Annotated in this window: 13 protein-coding genes; 6 read left to right on the top strand and 7 right to left on the bottom strand. The window is 71.0% G+C overall.

What is annotated here, in order from left to right:
• Positions 1–95 precede the first annotated feature (95 nt).
• On the top strand, positions 96–623 hold the full coding sequence (locus tag ACFVIM_RS23585; protein WP_384304594.1) for a DinB family protein: 528 nt from the start codon (positions 96–98) through the stop codon (positions 621–623).
• Positions 624–700: 77 nt separating this feature from the next.
• Here the strand turns inward: ACFVIM_RS23585 and ACFVIM_RS23580 are convergent, their stop codons facing one another.
• From ACFVIM_RS23580 to aspS, 4 genes are all read right to left on the bottom strand, one after another.
• The gene (locus ACFVIM_RS23580) at positions 701–1,609 is read right to left on the bottom strand and encodes a L,D-transpeptidase family protein (protein ID WP_384304591.1); all 909 of its coding nucleotides are present in this window, start codon (positions 1,607–1,609) and stop codon (positions 701–703) included.
• Between the two features lie 122 nt (positions 1,610–1,731).
• Positions 1,732–2,649: a hypothetical protein gene (locus ACFVIM_RS23575; protein ID WP_384304588.1), complete on the bottom strand. Its 918-nt coding sequence runs from the start codon at positions 2,647–2,649 to the stop codon at positions 1,732–1,734.
• Positions 2,633–3,175, bottom strand: coding sequence for a SigE family RNA polymerase sigma factor (locus tag ACFVIM_RS23570; RefSeq protein WP_384304585.1), 543 nt, complete (start codon positions 3,173–3,175; stop codon positions 2,633–2,635). The genes ACFVIM_RS23575 and ACFVIM_RS23570 overlap by 17 nt, the downstream gene beginning before the upstream one ends.
• Positions 3,176–3,446: 271 nt before the next feature.
• The gene (gene aspS, locus ACFVIM_RS23565; RefSeq protein ID WP_384304583.1) at positions 3,447–5,255 is read right to left on the bottom strand and encodes an aspartate--tRNA ligase; all 1,809 of its coding nucleotides are present in this window, start codon (positions 5,253–5,255) and stop codon (positions 3,447–3,449) included.
• 410 nt (positions 5,256–5,665) lie between these two features.
• Here aspS and ACFVIM_RS23560 point away from each other — a divergent pair, with 410 nt between their 5' ends.
• From ACFVIM_RS23560 to ACFVIM_RS23545, 4 genes are all read left to right on the top strand, one after another.
• Entirely contained in the window at positions 5,666–7,750 is a 2,085-nt protein-coding gene (locus tag ACFVIM_RS23560) for a SpoIIE family protein phosphatase (RefSeq protein WP_384304581.1), read from the top strand.
• A gap of 132 nt (positions 7,751–7,882) precedes the next feature.
• Positions 7,883–8,335 (top strand): hypothetical protein, encoded by a 453-nt coding sequence (locus ACFVIM_RS23555; protein WP_384304578.1) that lies wholly within the window; start codon positions 7,883–7,885, stop codon positions 8,333–8,335.
• Positions 8,332–10,110, top strand: a complete 1,779-nt coding sequence (locus ACFVIM_RS23550) for an alpha/beta hydrolase (protein WP_384304576.1) — start codon at positions 8,332–8,334, stop codon at positions 10,108–10,110. The genes ACFVIM_RS23555 and ACFVIM_RS23550 overlap by 4 nt, the downstream gene beginning before the upstream one ends.
• Entirely contained in the window at positions 10,107–10,649 is a 543-nt protein-coding gene (locus tag ACFVIM_RS23545; RefSeq protein ID WP_384304574.1) for a hypothetical protein, read from the top strand. The genes ACFVIM_RS23550 and ACFVIM_RS23545 overlap by 4 nt, the downstream gene beginning before the upstream one ends.
• Positions 10,650–10,665: 16 nt before the next feature.
• On the opposite strand, the gene ACFVIM_RS23540 is transcribed toward ACFVIM_RS23545, so the two are convergent.
• The 3 genes from ACFVIM_RS23540 to ACFVIM_RS23530 all read right to left on the bottom strand — a co-directional run bounded on the left by ACFVIM_RS23540 (position 10,666) and on the right by ACFVIM_RS23530 (position 13,808).
• The gene (locus ACFVIM_RS23540) at positions 10,666–11,748 is read right to left on the bottom strand and encodes an AI-2E family transporter (RefSeq protein ID WP_384304571.1); all 1,083 of its coding nucleotides are present in this window, start codon (positions 11,746–11,748) and stop codon (positions 10,666–10,668) included.
• A 204-nt stretch (positions 11,749–11,952) separates the two neighbouring features.
• A complete protein-coding gene (locus tag ACFVIM_RS23535) occupies positions 11,953–12,909 on the bottom strand; it encodes a pirin family protein (protein ID WP_384304569.1) in 957 nt (318 codons plus the stop codon).
• 437 nt (positions 12,910–13,346) lie between these two features.
• A complete protein-coding gene (locus ACFVIM_RS23530) occupies positions 13,347–13,808 on the bottom strand; it encodes an SseB family protein (protein ID WP_384304566.1) in 462 nt (153 codons plus the stop codon).
• Between the two features lie 131 nt (positions 13,809–13,939).
• On the opposite strand from ACFVIM_RS23530, the gene ACFVIM_RS23525 reads away from it, so the two are divergent.
• Positions 13,940–15,766, top strand: a complete 1,827-nt coding sequence (locus ACFVIM_RS23525) for an acyl-CoA dehydrogenase (protein WP_384304563.1) — start codon at positions 13,940–13,942, stop codon at positions 15,764–15,766.
• The last annotated feature ends 94 nt before the right edge of the window (positions 15,767–15,860 follow it).

Genomic DNA, 15,860 nt, shown 5'->3' with positions numbered 1-15,860 from the left:
GCCGGGACACCGTCCCGGGGCCCGGGGGCCTTCCCCGTCCCTCCCCCCACCCGGTGATAGCCCGCACCGGCGCGGCCCTGTGCCAGGCTGCCCCCATGCCGACCACACCCGACGGGCGGGTCATCCCGCCGCCGCAGGCCGATGAACGGGCCATGCTGGAGAGCTGGCTCGACTTCCACCGCGCCACCCTCGCCCTCAAGTGCGCGGGCCTGGACGACGCGCAGCTGCGGACGGCGTCCGTGGCCCCGTCCGGGATGACGCTGCTGGGTCTGGTGCAGCACATGGCGGAGGTGGAGCGGAACTGGTTCCAGCGGATCTTCGCCGAGCGGGATGTGCCGTGGGTGTACGAGGGCGATGACAGCGGCGGGTTCGCGCTCACCCCGGAACGGGGGCTGGAGCAGGCACGGGCGGACTGGTCGCGCGAGATCGAGACGGGACGGAAGCTGATCGCCGGGGCCTCGCTCGACGACGTCGGCACCTTCGCGGAGCAGGACGCGCGGGCGGTCGGCTCGTCGGCGGTCTCGCTGCGCTGGATCCTGACGCATCTGATCGAGGAGTACGCGCGGCACAACGGGCACGCGGACCTGATCCGCGAGGCGCTGGACGGTACGACGGGTGCCTGACCGGGCCCGGTGACCGGCGCGCGTCCGGGCCGCTCCCCAGCGGGGGCGCGTCCCCGTACCCGTGGGGCACCACCCCCCTACCGCCCCAGCCACTCCTCCGGCCCCATCACCACCACCGGGCGCGCCGCCGGATCCAGCCGTCTCAGCAGTTCCCGCATCTGCGGCTTGCCGACACCGACACAGCCCGCGGTCCCCGCGCCATGGTCGACATGGACCCAGATCCCGCCACCCCGCTCCGCCCCGAGCGGCCGGGTCCAGTCCAGCGGGGTACGGCCGGGGACACGGTTGTAGTCGACCGCGACCACGTAGTCGAACGCCTCGCGCAGGCTCTCGCCCTCCACGTTGGTGCCGCTGGCGCGGAAGGCCCGGCCCTGGTCGTACGGGAGGCGGGTGCCCGGGTCATGGAGGCGGCCGCCCGCGTCGGTCAGGGTGAAGACCCCGGCCGGGGAGCGCAGATCGCCCATGCGGTGGTGCTCGGTCCAGCCCCGGCGGCCGTTGCGGGCGGTCCAGACGGTGGAGACGGACCTCCATCCCGGGGTGGTGGACACGGTGGCCCCGGTGGACTTCGCGGCCACCGAGCCCGTTCCCGAGCCCGTTCCCGACCCCGACCCCGACCCCGACCGCGCGCCCACGCCCACCGGGTTCCGCTCGTACAGCACCACCGTCGCGTGGCTGGAGTCCTCGCCCCGGCCGGTCACCACCAGTGCCTGGCGGGTGCCGGGGTGGATCAGCGCCCGGGTACGGGGGCCGAGGCCGGGTATCTCGGCCGGGACCGGGGCGGGCGGCGAGGGCCCGGCCAGCGCCGGGACGACGGCTCCGGCGCCGTCCGAGGGCCTGGCGGGATCCGTCGAACAGCCCGCCAGCAGCAGCCCGAGGGCGGCCCCGGCCAGCGCGACCGCGCGTAAGCCCCGCGCACGGGAACCACACGCACGTGAACCCCGCGCGCGGACGACACCCGCGTGGACGACACCCACATCGGCCCTCACATCGGCCCCCGCGTCGGCGCCCGTGACAACGCCCCTCGCCCGTAGGCCATCCGCCCGCATGGCTTCCGCCCGCATGCCATCCGCCCGTATGCCTCCCACGCGGACACTCCCCCGACGAGAGATCACGGCTTCACGGACCCTTCCGAGGAGGTGGACCGGTTCTCCCCGAGCCGGGCGCCCGCCAGGATCATCTGGACGTCCTTGACCACATCGTCATCGGCACCCCAGGGCCGGGTGGCACAGACATGGGCCTCGACGGCCGCGTCGGGAACGCCCTTGTCGGCGACCATCGCGTGGAACTCGGCCGTTCCACCGATCGCCGCGCACTGGGGATTCACCGACATCAGCGACCTGAGCTGCCCGCTCGTACGGAACTGCGTGGCGCCTTTGCTCCCCGGCAGGAGCGTCAGGACCACCAGCGCGCCCCCGGGCCGCAGCTTCGACACCGCCAGGCACTTGCGCCACTCGCTCCCGCAGACCCGTGGCGGTGTCAGGGGCTGGGTCGCCAGTTGCAACAGCGCGAGCTTCCTCGTGGACGCCGGGGGGATCACCGCCGCCTGCCATGGCGGCGGCGCCAGCAGCGACAGCCCGGCCAGCTCCGGGAAGGCCGCCCTCCGGTCCAGCGGCGGCGAGAACGACTCCGCGGGCGGTACCGGCGGTGACACCACGGAGGTCGGTGATGGCGGAGCGGCCGGGAGCACCGGACCCGGAACGGTCTCGCGCAGCGCGGACGGCAGCAGCGTTCCCGCCAGCACCGCGGCCACCAGGACACCCACCCCCACCCCGGCCACCCGCCGTCGGCGCCGGGTGCGCCGTACGCGTTCGCGGACCTGGTGGAGCCGGTCGCCCGGCGGGCTCAGCGCCGGGACGGCCCGTTCCAGCAGCACCCTCAGCTCGTCCTCGCGGTACGCGTCGTCCCGGTACGCGTCGTCCCCGTTCCCGTCGGCGCGGTAGGCGCCCTGACCATCCACGGTGTCCCCGCCGTTCGCGTCGTTCGCGTACTCGTCGTCCCGGTGTCGGCCGTCAGGCTCCCAGACCACAGTCAGCCCTCTCCCTGTCGTCGGACGGCAGCAGACCCCGCAGGGTCCGAAGTGCCTTGGAGGACTGACTCTTGACGGTCCCCGTGGTGCATCCGAGGGTGGCCGCCGTCTCCTCGACGCTGAGGTCCTCGAAGTACCGCAGCACCACCACCGCGCGCTGCCGCGCGGGCAGCGCACGCACGGCCGCCGCCAGCGACTGCTCCAGATCCACGCCCGCGTACGCGTCGGCCACGGGTACCGCGTCCGGTACGTCGCCGTGCGGAACCTCACCGCGCCAGTGCCGCCGCCACCAGGAGACATGGGTGTGCACCAGCGCGCGCCGGACATACGCCTCGGGGTGGTCCAGCGTGATCCGGCCCCATTTGGGCCAGACCCGTGCCAGCACGGTCTGGAGGAGGTCCTCCGCGAGATGCGCGTCCCCGGTCAGCAGCCAGGCCACTCTCAGCAGCCGTGGGCCGCGCGCCGCGACGAACGCCTCGAAGTCGCCGTCGCGTTCCTCCGCGCTCAGGGATCCCTGGGAGCCCATCCCACCGTCCTCGCCCTTGTTCCGCGTGCCCCTCACCCAGGGAACGCGCCGGGACCGAGACCAGGTTGCCCACGGTCACCGACTTTTCCCCGACGGCTCCGGCACGACCGTACGAAGGCGTAGGGATCGGCGCCCCGGGCCGCCCTCGCCCGGGGACCCCGGAGCACGCCCCTGGCGGGCGGGCGAGGCCGACGGGACGACGCCGGACAGCGAAGAGCCCCGCGCCACTGTGGTGACGCGGGGCTGACCGGCCCTGGGGCTTCCGTCGCGATTACTCGGCGGACTTCTCCGGGGCGGAGGTCGAGGCCGGGGCGGACGGCTTCGCGACCGGCTTGCGCAGGGAGATGTTCAGCTCGCGCAGACGGGCCTCGGCCAGCTCGCTCGGGGCGCCCATCATCAGGTCCTGGGCGTTGCCGTTGAGCGGGAAGGCGATGGTCTCGCGGATGTTGGGCTCGTCGGCGAGGAGCATCACGATGCGGTCGACACCGGGGGCGATGCCACCGTGCGGCGGGGCGCCGAAGCGCAGGGCGCGGAGCATGCCCGCGAACTCCTGCTCGGTGGTCTCGCGGTCATAGCCCGCGATCTCGAAGGCCTTGAGCATGATCTCGGGCTCGTGGTTCCGGATGGCGCCGGAGGACAGCTCGATGCCGTTGCAGACGATGTCGTACTGCCAGGCGAGGATGTCGAGCGGGTCCTTCTCCTCCAGGTCCTTCATCCCGCCCTGCGGCATGGAGAAGGGGTTGTGGGAGAAGTCGATCTTGCCGGTCTCCTCGTCCCGCTCGTACATCGGGAAGTCCACGATCCAGCAGAAGCGGAAGACGTTCTCCTCGAAGTGGCCGGCGCGCTTGGCGGCCTCGACCCGGACCGCGCCCATGATCTTGGAGACCTCGTCGGCATCGCCCGCGCCGAAGAAGACGGCGTGGCCCGCGGCGAGACCGAGGCGCTCGGTGAGGACCTTGACGTTCTCCTCGGTGAGGAACTTGGCGATCGGGCCGGAGAGCGAACCGTCCTCGGCGACCCGCACCCAGGCCAGGCCCTTGGCGCCCTGCTCGACGGCGAACTCGCCGAGCTGGTCGAAGAACTTGCGCGGCTGGGCGGAGACGTCCGGCACCGGCAGGGCGCGCACATGCTTGCCCGCGAACGCCTTGAACTCGGAGCCCTCGAAGACATCGGTGATGTCCACCAGCTCCAGCTGGGCGCGGAGGTCGGGCTTGTCGGAGCCGTACTTCAGCATCGCCTCGCGGAACGGGATGCGCGGGAACGGCGAGGTGACATGACGGCCGCCGCCGAACTCCTCGAACAGCTCGGTCATCAGCTTCTCGACCGGCTGGAAGACGTCCTCCTGCTCGACGAAGCTCATCTCCAGGTCGAGCTGGTAGAACTCGCCCGGGGAGCGGTCGGCGCGGGCGTCCTCGTCCCGGAAGCAGGGCGCGATCTGGAAGTACCGGTCGAAGCCGGAGATCATCAGCAGCTGCTTGAACTGCTGCGGGGCCTGCGGCAGGGCGTAGAACTTGCCCGGGTTGAGCCGGGAGGGCACCACGAAGTCACGCGCGCCCTCGGGGGAGGTGGCGGTGAGGATCGGGGTGGCCATCTCGTTGAAGCCGAGCGCGGTCATCTTGTGGCGGATGGCCGCGATGACGGCGGAGCGCAGCATGATGTTGCGGTGCATGCGCTCACGGCGCAGATCGAGGAAGCGGTACTCCAGCCGCCGCTCCTCGTTCACCCCGTCGTCGGCGTTGATCGTGAAGGGGACCTGCTGGGCGGCGCCGAGGACCTCGACCGCCGAGACCTCGATCTCGACCTCGCCGGTGGGCAGCTCGGGGTTGACGTTGTCCGCGCCCCGGCTGACGACCGTGCCGTCGACACGGACGACGGTCTCCTTGGTGAGGTGGCTCAGGGCCTCGTTGGCGGCGGTACCGGGCCGGGCGACCAGCTGGGTGATGCCGTAGTGATCGCGCAGATCGATGAAGAGGATGCCGCCCAGGTCTCGGCGATTGTGCAGCCAGCCACTCAGCCGGACGTCGGTGGAGACGTCAGAGGCGCGGAGCTCGCCGCAGGTGTGGGACCTGTACCGATGCATCGTCGTTCATCCAGTCTTGGTGATTTCGGGGATGGGCCGGGCCCGTCCAGATTACCGCCAGGGCTCGCGGCCGCTCGTTGGCATATACACAACAGGGGTGTGAGGGGTGGGGACGACGGCCCCCGGGGCCCGCCCCCGGCGGGCCTGGGAGCGCCCCGGCGGGGCGGCCGGGGCACGGGGACGCCACGCCGCCGGGGCCGCCGGGGCCACGGGGACACCACCCCGCCAGAGCCCGTGGCGGCCACGAGAACATCACACCACCGGGCCCATCGCGAGCCGCGGAGACACAGCGCCCCCGGGCCACCCGACTGCCGCCCGGCGGCACCCCGCCGGTACCCGCCCCGCGCCCACCCGTGTGTATCACTCCCCCTGACGCCCGCCACCCCTCCAGATCGGAATAAAGTGAGGCAATGCGCACCGAGGACGTCCTGGCCGCCATCGCGACCGGCCTATGGCTGTGGGACAACGCGGCGGGCACCGTCACCCTCGACGCCGAAGCCGCCCGCCTGCTGGAGCTGCCCGTCGACAGCGGCCCGCACCCCGAGTCCGTCGTCCGGGCCCGCTTCCACCCCGTCGACTGGAACGAGATCAACGGCGTCGTCTCCCTCGCCATCGCCGAGGGCACCCTCGCCGAAGGGCGGCTGCGCGTGGTCGACACCGCGGGCCGGATCCTGCGGACCGTACGGTGCCGCTGCAAGCCGATCCCCCGCGACGGCTCCTACGAGCTGACCGGCACCCTCCAGGAGGTGGCCGAGCCCACCGAGGGCACGGCGGCCCGCACCCCGATCACCGGCGACTGGCGCCGCTCCCGGGAGGCGTTCCTGCTGGACGCGGGGCGGGCGCTGGCCGAGGCGCGGTCCACGGCCGAGGTGCTGCGGGTGGCCGCCTCGCTCTCCATGCCCGGGTTCTCACCGGATGGCCTCGCCGTCTTCGGCACGGCGGGCGAACGGCTGCGGATCATCGGCCACCACGGCCACCAGGGAGCGGGCGAGGACCCCTTCAGCGATATGCGGCTGGACATCGACCACCCGGCCGCCGAGGTGGTCCGCAGCGGGCGGGCGGTCTATCTGCCGAGCCCCGAGGACTACCACCGGCGCTACCCGACGAGCTGGCCGCTGGCGCAGAAGCTGGGACGGCGCTCCTGGGCCTATCTGCCGCTGATCGTCTCGGGGCGGACCATGGGCGCCTGGATGGCCGCCTTCCGCCATCCGGTGGCCTTCACCCCCGATGAGCGGGCGGTGCTGACCACGGTCGCCCGGATGCTGGCGCAGGCGCTGACCCGGGCCGGGGTCGCGGAGACCGAGCGGGAGCTGTCGCTGGGGCTCCAGCGGTCGATGATGCCGGTCCTGGGGCCCGCGATCCCCGGGATGGAGGTGGCGGCGCGCTATGTGCCGACCGGTGGCGGCCTCCAGGTCGGCGGGGACTGGTACGACATGATCCCGCTGCCCTCCGGACGGATCGCGCTGGTCATCGGCGATGTGCAGGGGCATGACGTCCGGGCGGCCGGGCTGATGGGCCAGCTGCGGATCGCGCTGCGGGCGTACGCCTCCGAGGGGCACCGGCCGGACGCGGTGCTCTCCCGGGCCTCCCGCTTTCTGCACGGTGTCACCGACGCGTACCAGACCGGCGACTACTCCAGCCCGCGCTTCGCCACCTGTCTCTACCTGGAGGTGGACCCGGCCAGCGGCCAGGTGGAGATGGCCCGGGCGGGCCACCCCGAACCGGCGGTACGGATGGCGGACGGCACCGTGCTGCTCTGGCCCACCGAGGGCGGACTCCCGCTGGGCATCGACCCGGACACCGACTATCCGACCACCCGGCTGACCCTGGAACCCGGCGAGATGATGATGGTCTGTACCGACGGGCTGCTGGAGACCGGCGGCCATGACCTGGACACGGGCTGGGCCAGGCTCCGCGCGGTGCTGGAGGCGGGTACGGGCCAGTCCCTGGAGGAACTCGCGGACGCGCTGGTGCAGGCCGTGCACGGGCCCGTGTCCCACTACACCACCGGGCCGCTGGCCGACCGCCGCGAGGACGATGTGGCGGTGCTGCTGCTGGCCCGCGAGGGCGCGCCCGTGCGCGAGGCCCCCCGCCGTACCGCGATGACCGTGGCCCAGGCCGAGCCGGAGAAGATCTCCGCCGCCCGCCAGCAGGTCCGGGAGCTGCTGCACGACTGGTCCGACGAGGAGCAGATCGACGCGGCGGTGCTGATGGTCTCCGAGATGGTCACCAACGTCCTCGTCCACACCGACGGCAACGCCCTGCTCGTCGCCGAGGTGACCTGCGGCGAGGGCGAGGGACCCCGCCGGGTCCGGGTCGAGGTCGCCGACGCCAGCGACGAACTGCCCCACCGCCGCCGCCCCGGTGAGCTGGCCTCCTCCGGGCGCGGACTGGTCCTGATGGAGATGCTCGCGGACGCGTGGGGGGTCGATCCGCGCGGCGAGGGCAAGTCGATCTGGTTCGAGCTGTACGAGTCGTCCCCGCCCAAGCCCTGACCCCCTCCCGGCGCGTTCCCCCCGGCACGGGCGGGCACAGCATCGCCACACCCTCCCCTCCCGCCGTCCCGGGGACAGTTGCTAGGTTCGAGCGATCCAACGATCAACGATCACGGGGCCACGGGGGGCACCATGACACTCAACGCACAGTGGCAGGACCTGTTCGGGGCGGACGCGGCGGGCGCCCGTACCGGCACCGGCATGACGCTGGCGTCGGCGCACCCGGCAGCCGAAGGCGGGGGCGGGGGCGGGGGCGGCGGCGCACCCGACCTCAAGGCCGACCAGACACCGTGGATGAGCGCGGGCAGCGTCGCGGGCGAACTGCGCACCGGCACCGCCACCGCCCTCACCGAACTGACCACCGCCCAGGAGGGCGTCGGCGCGGCGACCGAGGGCTTCTCGGCGGCCGCCGCGCTGGCCGGGATCACCCCGGGCTGGAAGGACCGGCTCACCTCCGTACGCGAGGAGTGCGGGCGCCTGGACGGCGCGCTGAAGGCCGCCGGGAAGGACTTCGGCGAACGCGAGACGGCGAACAGGAACACGATCGCCTCGGCCACCCCGACCCAGCCGAAGCAGGGCGGGTGACGCCGGTGCCGACCTGGCAGCAACTGCGCGATGTGAAGCTGAACGAGTTCGAGGACGCGGCCGAGGGCTGGGGCAAGGTCTCCAGCCGCTCCAACGCCGCCCAGGACCGCGTCGACAACCAGATGCTGGCGCCGATCCTGGAGTCGGAGAAGGGCGAGGCCGCCGAGACGTCGGTCTCCAACCTGCGCCAGCTCTCCCGCAACTTCCAGTACCTCCACATCGAGTGCGGTCTGATCCGCACCGCCCTCAACGGCCTGGCCAAGGAACTCGCCGGGCCGAAGTCCAAGCTCAAGCAGGCCCTGGAGGACGCGGAGAACCGCAAGTTCACCGTGCACGCGGACGGCTCCGTCGAGTACCCGCCCTCCGCCGGCCCCCTGCTGACCACCCCGCGGGGCGGCACCGCCCACCCCGGCGCCCCCGTCCCCCTCCTCCCCGGCAAGGCCGAGGGCCAGGGCGACCCCAACCGCTCCGCCGCCGAGGACATCGCCGAACGCATCGCCCAGGCCGTCCGCTCCGCCGCCGAGATCGACGGCCGCTACGCCGACGCCCTGCGCAAACTCACCACCACGGCGGGCCTCGCCGTCGACTCCCGCGCCCTCGCCGACGCGGGCCAGGACATCAGGGCCGTCCAGAAGGCCGCCGGAACCTACTCCGACGACAACGCCATCCCCCAGGACAAGTCCGCCCAGGAGAACGCCGCCTGGTGGAAGAACCTCACCCAGGAACAACGGGACGAGTACACCACCCTCTACCCCGCCTCCATCGGCGCCCTCGACGGCATCCCCTCCACCGCCCGCGACGACGCCAACCGCATTGTCCTCGCCGAAACCAAGGCCCGCAACCAGCTCGAACTCGCCGCCATCCCACCCGAACCGGTCCCCAAGAACACCTATCCGCTCTGGAACCGCGGCTACCCGGTGCCCACGGACGAGTGGTCCAAGTGGAACCGTGAGTACGGCGACCGCCACGAACAGGCCACGCGGGTGGAGAACGGCATCAAGGCCATCGAGGAACGCTTCGACCGCACCGGCCGCAACGGCCTGCCCGAGGCATACGTCCTCGGCTTCTCCCCGGACGGCTACGGCCGCGCCATCATCGCCTCGGGCAACCCCGACACGGCCGACCACACCGCCGCGTACGTCCCGGGGACCACGTCCAACCTGGGAAAGATCGACGGCGACATCAAGCGGATGGACAACCTCTGGCGTGAGTCGGACAGCATGCCGGGGGCGGGGAACGTCTCCACGGTCATGTGGCTGGGCTATGACGCCCCGCAGAGCATCGTCAAGGACGCGCCGTTCAGCCATTACGCGGACGATGGCGCCCCGGCCTTCAACACGTTCATGGACGGACTCAACACCACGAACACCACCGAGTCAGGCGGCCATCACACCGCCATCGGCCACTCCTACGGCTCGACACTCATCGGCTCCGCCGCCCGCCAAGGCGACCTCAACGCCGATGACGTCGTCTTCGCGGGAAGTCCCGGCGTGCAGGTCGGCTCCGCTGACGAACTGGACGTGCCCAAGGGGCAGGTATGGAACCAGGAGGCCAAGGACGACCCCGTCCCGGACCTCGGCGGCTTCGGTCACGGCGGAAGCCAGTGGAGGCTCGGCGGGGGTGTATGGCTCACGCCCAGTTCCGAGCCGTTCGGCGCCAACCAGATGTCCACGGACACCACGGGACACAGCGACTATTGGAAGGAAGACACCAAGAGCCTGTCCAACCAGGCAGCGGTGGCGACCGGCCAATACGGACTAGTAGAGGAAAAGTGACCAGATCCCGTTCCGGCGCCCTTGTGGTCGTCGCCGCGCTCACCGCACTGACAGGATGCAGCATGAACAACTCGGACGACTCCAAGAAGACGGAGATCGCGGGAACCCGCAGCGTCAAGGACGTCGACGACGAGGCGAAGAAGCTCTCCAGTCAGCTCTATGACCTCGCCGCCCTCAAGGGAGAGAACTCCGGTGGCGGTCCGGGCAGCAGTGAATGCGGCGACGACAAGGACCGCAACTTTCTGATCCGGCACTCCTGGAGCGTCACCGGGGCCAGCGACGCGGAGGCCGCCCAGGCCATGGACCGTGTCAAGGAGGGCCTCCCCAGGCAGGGCTGGGAGGTCGTGTCGTACGAACGGCTCAAGAACAAGGCCAACACCCTCGCTCTGACGGCCGACCACCACGAGAAGAAGTTCGGTGTCAGGGTCGAGCTGTGGGAGAAGGGCAAGGTGGGCGACGACAATCCTCCGGCCCTGCGCTTCAGCCTCGTCTCGGGCTGCTTCCAGGTCCCTGAGGGCGAGAAGGCCGAGCACTACTGATCGCGGGGCCAGCCCCTCAAGCCGTATCCGACCCCACCGCCCCGCCGCCCCGCTCCCCTTCCGGCGGGGCGGCCCCGTACCGCTGGCGCAGTTCGCTGATCACGCCGAACGCCGCCGCCACCACCGGGACGGCGAGCAGCATGCCCAGGATCCCGGCGACGCCCGCGCCCGCGGTGATCGCGAGCATGATGACCGCGGGGTGCATCTGGACCGTACGGCTCTGGATCATCGGCTGGAGGAGGTGGCCCTCCAGTACCTGGACGCCGATGACCACGCCCAGCACCCAGAGGGCGACGACCCACCCCCGGTCGGCGAGGGCGACGAGGACCGCCACGGCGCCGGAGAGGAAGGCGCCGAGGTAGGGGATGTACGCGCCGACGAAGACGAGCGCGCCGAGGCCCACCGCGCCCGGTACCCGCAGGATCAGCAGCCCGGCGGTGATGAGCACGGCGTCGATGGCGGCGATGAAGGTCGTTCCGCGCATAAAGCCCTCGACGGCCTCGAAGGCGCGTCGGCCCATCGATTCCACCAGTTCGGCGTGGGTGCCGGGGGCGATGGAGTGGGCGAGGTCGGACGCCTTGTCCGAGTCGCGCAGGAAGAAGAAGATCAGCAGCAGCGCCAGTACGGCGGTGGCGATCATCTGGCCGACCACACTCAGGCCGGTGATGACACCGGAGGCGGCCGTGCCGCCGAACTTGCTCAGCAGTTCCTTCGCGCTGGCGGCGAGATCGGTGAGCGAGGTTCCCGCCGCACCGAAGTGCTGGGTGACGCCCTGGGCGGCGTCCCGCAGCGAGGCGAGGATCTGGTCACCGGTGTCGAGGAGCGCGGCGACGATGATGTACGTCGCGCCGCCGACGACGGCGACCACGGCAACGCAGGTCAGCCCGGCGGCGAGCGACCGGTGCACACCCATCTTGATCAGTCTGCGGTACAGGGGCCCGAGCAGCGCGGTCCCGAGCAGCGCCAGCAGCACCGGGGTCACGGCGGTACGGAGGGTGCCGATCAGCCACAGCACCACCGCACCCACCCCGGAGACCAGCAGCAGGACGACGCACCACGCGACGAGCCGCCGCACCGGCTCGGGTAGCAGGGTCAGCACCCTTCCACCCGATCACGGACGGACGCGGCCGTCCTGTCCACGCGGCCGCACGGGTGACATCCGGTGCGGCCGCGGGGAGTCCGGGCCCATGACCCGGCACTGACCTGGCACGACCCCCTGGTTCGGGCACGCCACGGGCCACCGATCCCGGCAGGGGCCGACGGAGTTCACCCCGCCGGCCCCTGCCGTGTCATCGTGCGGGGCTCACATCCCGTGCACCGCGGGCACGGTCCCGAGCCGTCCGGCGCGGAAGTCGTCCATCGCCTGGCGCAGTTCGTCCTGGGTGTTCATCACGAACGGGCCGTAGTGCGCCATCGGCTCACGGATCGGGCGACCGCCGAGGAGGACGATCTCCAGGTCCGGGGTGTGCGCGTCCTGGGTGGCGTCGGCGCGGACCGTCAGGGAGGAACCGTCGCCGAAGACCGCGGTCTGGCCCATGTGGACCGGGCGGTGGTCGGTGCCGACCGCGCCCCGGCCCGCCAGCACATAGGCGAGGCCGTTGAAGTCCTGACGCCAGGGGAGGGTGATCTCGGCGCCCGGACGGAGGGTGGCGTGGATCATCGTGATCGGGGTGTGGGTGATGCCGGGGCCCTCGTGGCCGTCGAGCTCGCCCGCGATCACGCGGAGCAGGGCGCCGCCGTCGGGGGAGGTCAGCAGCTGGACCTGGCCGCCGCGGATGTCCTGGTAGCGGGGGTCCATCATCTTGTCGGCGGCGGGCAGGTTCACCCAGAGCTGGAGGCCGTGGAAGAGGCCGCCGGACATCACGAGCTGCTCCGGGGGCGCCTCGATGTGGAGGAGGCCGGAACCGGCGGTCATCCACTGGGTGTCGCCGTTCTGGATGGTGCCGCCGCCACCGTTGCTGTCCTGGTGGATGAAGGTGCCGTCGATCAGGTACGTCACCGTCTCGAAGCCGCGGTGGGGGTGCCACGGCGTGCCCTTGGGCTCGCCCGGCGCGTACTCCACCTCGCCCATCTGGTCCATCATGATGAACGGGTCGAGATAGCGGTAGTTGATCCCGGCGAACGCGCGGCGCACCGGGAATCCTTCGCCCTCGAAGCCACTGGGCGCGGTGGTCACGGCGAGCACGGGCCGGGGGGTGTGCTGCGCCGGAGCGGCGACGCGGGGCAGGGTCAGCGGGTTCTCTACAGTCACGGCGGGCATGGGACTACCTCCTTGTGCGTTCATTTTAGTTGAACAATGAACTTCTTGCCACCCACAACGCGACAGGGCCCGGGAGACATTCCTCCCGGGCCCCACTCTCGGCGGTCTCGGCCGAACCGGCGCGCCCATCAAGCCTCAGCGGCGAGCGTCCGCCTCCCCGGAGCACCGACGGCTCCTCGGAGCGTCGACCCCCTCCCGGAGCACCGATCCGCCCCCGGAGCACCGCTCACGCAACGGACACACACCAGAGCGCCGCTCTCAGATCAGAGCACTGCTCACACAACAGAGCGCCGATCCCACTCCGGAGCATCGCTCACCTAATAGAGCCGCGCTCACCTAATAGAGCCGCGCTCACACAACAGAGCGGTGCCTACACAACAGAACGGTGATGACCACGCGGTGATCACCTCACCCGCCAGTCCCCATCAGCCCCGGACTCAGCCGTACATCCGCCGCATCGCGAAGTCCACCATCTGCTCCACGGCCTTCGCGTCGAAGACCATCCGGTGCTCACCCTCCATGTCGAGGACGAAGCCGTATCCCGTCGGCAGCAGGTCGATCACCTCGGCGCCGGTGATCACGAAGTACTTGGACTCCTTGCCCGCGTACCTCCGCAGTTCCTTCAGCGAGGTGAACATCGGGATCACCGGCTGCTGGGTGTTGTGCAGGGCCAGGAAGCCGGGGTTGTCGCCGCGCGGGCAGTAGACCTTGGACGTGGCGAAGATCTGCTGGAAGTCCTCGGCCGAGAGGGAGCCCGTGGTGAAGGCGCGGACCGCGTCGGCGAGCGAGGGGGGTGACGGCTCGGGGTACAGCGGCTGCCCCTGCGGCTGGGCCCCGTAGGGCTGCTGGGGTGCGTACTGCTGCTGGTGGGCGCCCTGGCTCTGGTCGTAGCCGTACATGCCCGCAAGAGTAACCAGTCACAGTTCACCGCCAGGGGGTTGCCACTTATTACCGACGGGTAGCATCATCGTAGCTACATACAGATACCTCGGTCTGCACGCTGACTTCCGATCCTTACGGAGCCGTTTCCATGGGGCATTACAAGTCGAATCTCCGCGATATCGAGTTCAACCTCTTCGAGGTCCTCGGACGCGACAAGGTGTACGGCAGCGGCCCGTTCACCGAGATGGACGCCGACACCGCCAGGAGCGTGCTGGAGGAGGTCGCCCGTCTCGCCGAGAACGAGCTGGCGGAGTCGTTCGCCGACGCCGACCGCAATCCGCCGGTCTTCGACCCCGAGACCAACACCGCGCCCGTGCCGGACTCCTTCAAGAAGAGCTACCGCGCCTTCATGGACTCCGAGTACTGGCGGCTGGGGCTGCCCGAGCCCATCGGCGGCACCACGGCCCCCCGTTCCCTGGTGTGGTCCTACGCCGAGCTGCTGCTGGGCGCCAACCCCGCGATCTGGATGTACTCCTCGGGCCCCGCCTTCGCCGGGATCCTCTTCGAGGAGGGCAACGAGGCGCAGAAGAAGGTCGCCGAGATCGCCGTCGAGAAGCAGTGGGGCTCCACGATGGTCCTCACCGAGCCCGACGCGGGCTCGGACGTGGGCGCGGGCCGCGCCAAGGCGGTCCAGCAGGAGGACGGCTCCTGGCATATCGAGGGCGTGAAGCGGTTCATCACCTCGGGTGAGCACGACATGTCGGAGAACATCCTCCACTACGTGCTGGCGCGCCCCGAAGGCGCCGGTCCCGGCACCAAGGGGCTCTCCCTCTTCCTCGTACCGAAGTACCTCTTCGACTGGGAGACCGGCGAGCTGGGCGAGCGCAACGGCGTGTACGCCACCAACGTCGAGCACAAGATGGGGCTGAAGGCCTCCAACACCTGTGAGATCACCTTCGGTGACCGCCACCCCGCCCAGGGCTGGCTGATCGGCGACAAGCACGACGGCATCCGCCAGATGTTCATGATCATCGAGTTCGCGCGGATGATGGTCGGTACGAAGGCCATCGCCACCCTGTCCACCGGCTACCTCAACGCGCTGGAGTACGCCAAGGAGCGCGTCCAGGGCCAGGACCTGGTGAACTTCGCCGACAAGACCGCGCCCAAGGTCACCATCACCCACCACCCCGATGTGCGCCGCTCGCTGATGACGCAGAAGGCGTATGCGGAGGGCATGCGCGCGCTCGTCCTCTACACCGCCTCCCTCCAGGACGAGATCGCCGTCAAGACGGCGGCGGGCGAGGACGCGTCCGCGCTGACCGCGCTCAACGACCTGCTGCTGCCGATCGTCAAGGGCTACGGCTCGGAGCGCTCCTACGAGCAGCTCGCGCAGTCGCTCCAGATCTTCGGCGGCTCCGGCTACCTCCAGGAGTACCCGGTCGAGCAGTACATCCGGGACGCCAAGATCGACACCCTCTACGAGGGCACCACCGCCATCCAGGGCCAGGACTTCTTCTTCCGGAAGATCGTCCGCGACCAGGGTCTCGCGCTGAACGCCCTCGCCGAGGAGATCAAGCAGTTCCTCGCGGTCTCCACCGGCGGCGAGGATCTGGCCGTCGCCCGCGGCGCGCTGGCCAAGGCCGCCGTCGACCTGGAGGCCATCGTCGGCGCGATGACCAAGGACCTCATCGCCACCGGCGAGGACGTCCGCTCGATCTACAAGGTCGGTCTCAACACCACCCGGCTGCTGCTGGCCTCCGGCGATGTCGTCGTCGGCTATCTGCTGCTGCGCGGTGCCGCCGTGGCCGCCGAGAAGCTGGAGACGGCCTCCGCCAAGGACCGGCCGTTCTACCAGGGCAAGATCGCGGCGGCGAAGTTCTTCGCCGCCAACGTCCTGCCGGGCGTCTCGGCCGAGCGCGCGCTCGCCGAGAACGTGGACCTGTCGCTGATGGACCTGGACGAGGCCGCCTTCTAGACAAGCGCCGCCGGAGGGTTCCCAACCCCCCTGCCCACAAGCGGCGTTCTAGCCGCACCCATGCCATATGCCGTACGGTCGGCCCGCGTCCCGC

This window comes from Streptomyces sp. NPDC057638, from assembly GCF_042800315.1.
In the GTDB taxonomy this organism is placed as follows: Bacteria; Actinomycetota; Actinomycetes; order Streptomycetales; family Streptomycetaceae; genus Streptomyces.
Note: the sequence above shows the minus strand (reverse complement) of the source record. Positions and strands in the feature narration are given on the sequence as shown.

What these genes read in the sequence shown, in the direction of transcription:
- ACFVIM_RS23585 (WP_384304594.1), top strand. Translation starts at nt 96, where the DNA reads ATGCCGACCACACCCGACGGGCGGGTCATCCCGCCGCCGCAGGCCGAT.
- ACFVIM_RS23570 (WP_384304585.1), bottom strand. Translation starts at nt 3,175, where the DNA reads ATGGGCTCCCAGGGATCCCTGAGCGCGGAGGAACGCGACGGCGACTTC.
- aspS (WP_384304583.1), bottom strand. Translation starts at nt 5,255, where the DNA reads ATGCATCGGTACAGGTCCCACACCTGCGGCGAGCTCCGCGCCTCTGAC.
- ACFVIM_RS23560 (WP_384304581.1), top strand. Translation starts at nt 5,666, where the DNA reads ATGCGCACCGAGGACGTCCTGGCCGCCATCGCGACCGGCCTATGGCTG.
- ACFVIM_RS23555 (WP_384304578.1), top strand. Translation starts at nt 7,883, where the DNA reads ATGACACTCAACGCACAGTGGCAGGACCTGTTCGGGGCGGACGCGGCG.
- ACFVIM_RS23535 (WP_384304569.1), bottom strand. Translation starts at nt 12,909, where the DNA reads ATGCCCGCCGTGACTGTAGAGAACCCGCTGACCCTGCCCCGCGTCGCC.
- ACFVIM_RS23530 (WP_384304566.1), bottom strand. Translation starts at nt 13,808, where the DNA reads ATGTACGGCTACGACCAGAGCCAGGGCGCCCACCAGCAGCAGTACGCA.
- ACFVIM_RS23525 (WP_384304563.1), top strand. Translation starts at nt 13,940, where the DNA reads ATGGGGCATTACAAGTCGAATCTCCGCGATATCGAGTTCAACCTCTTC.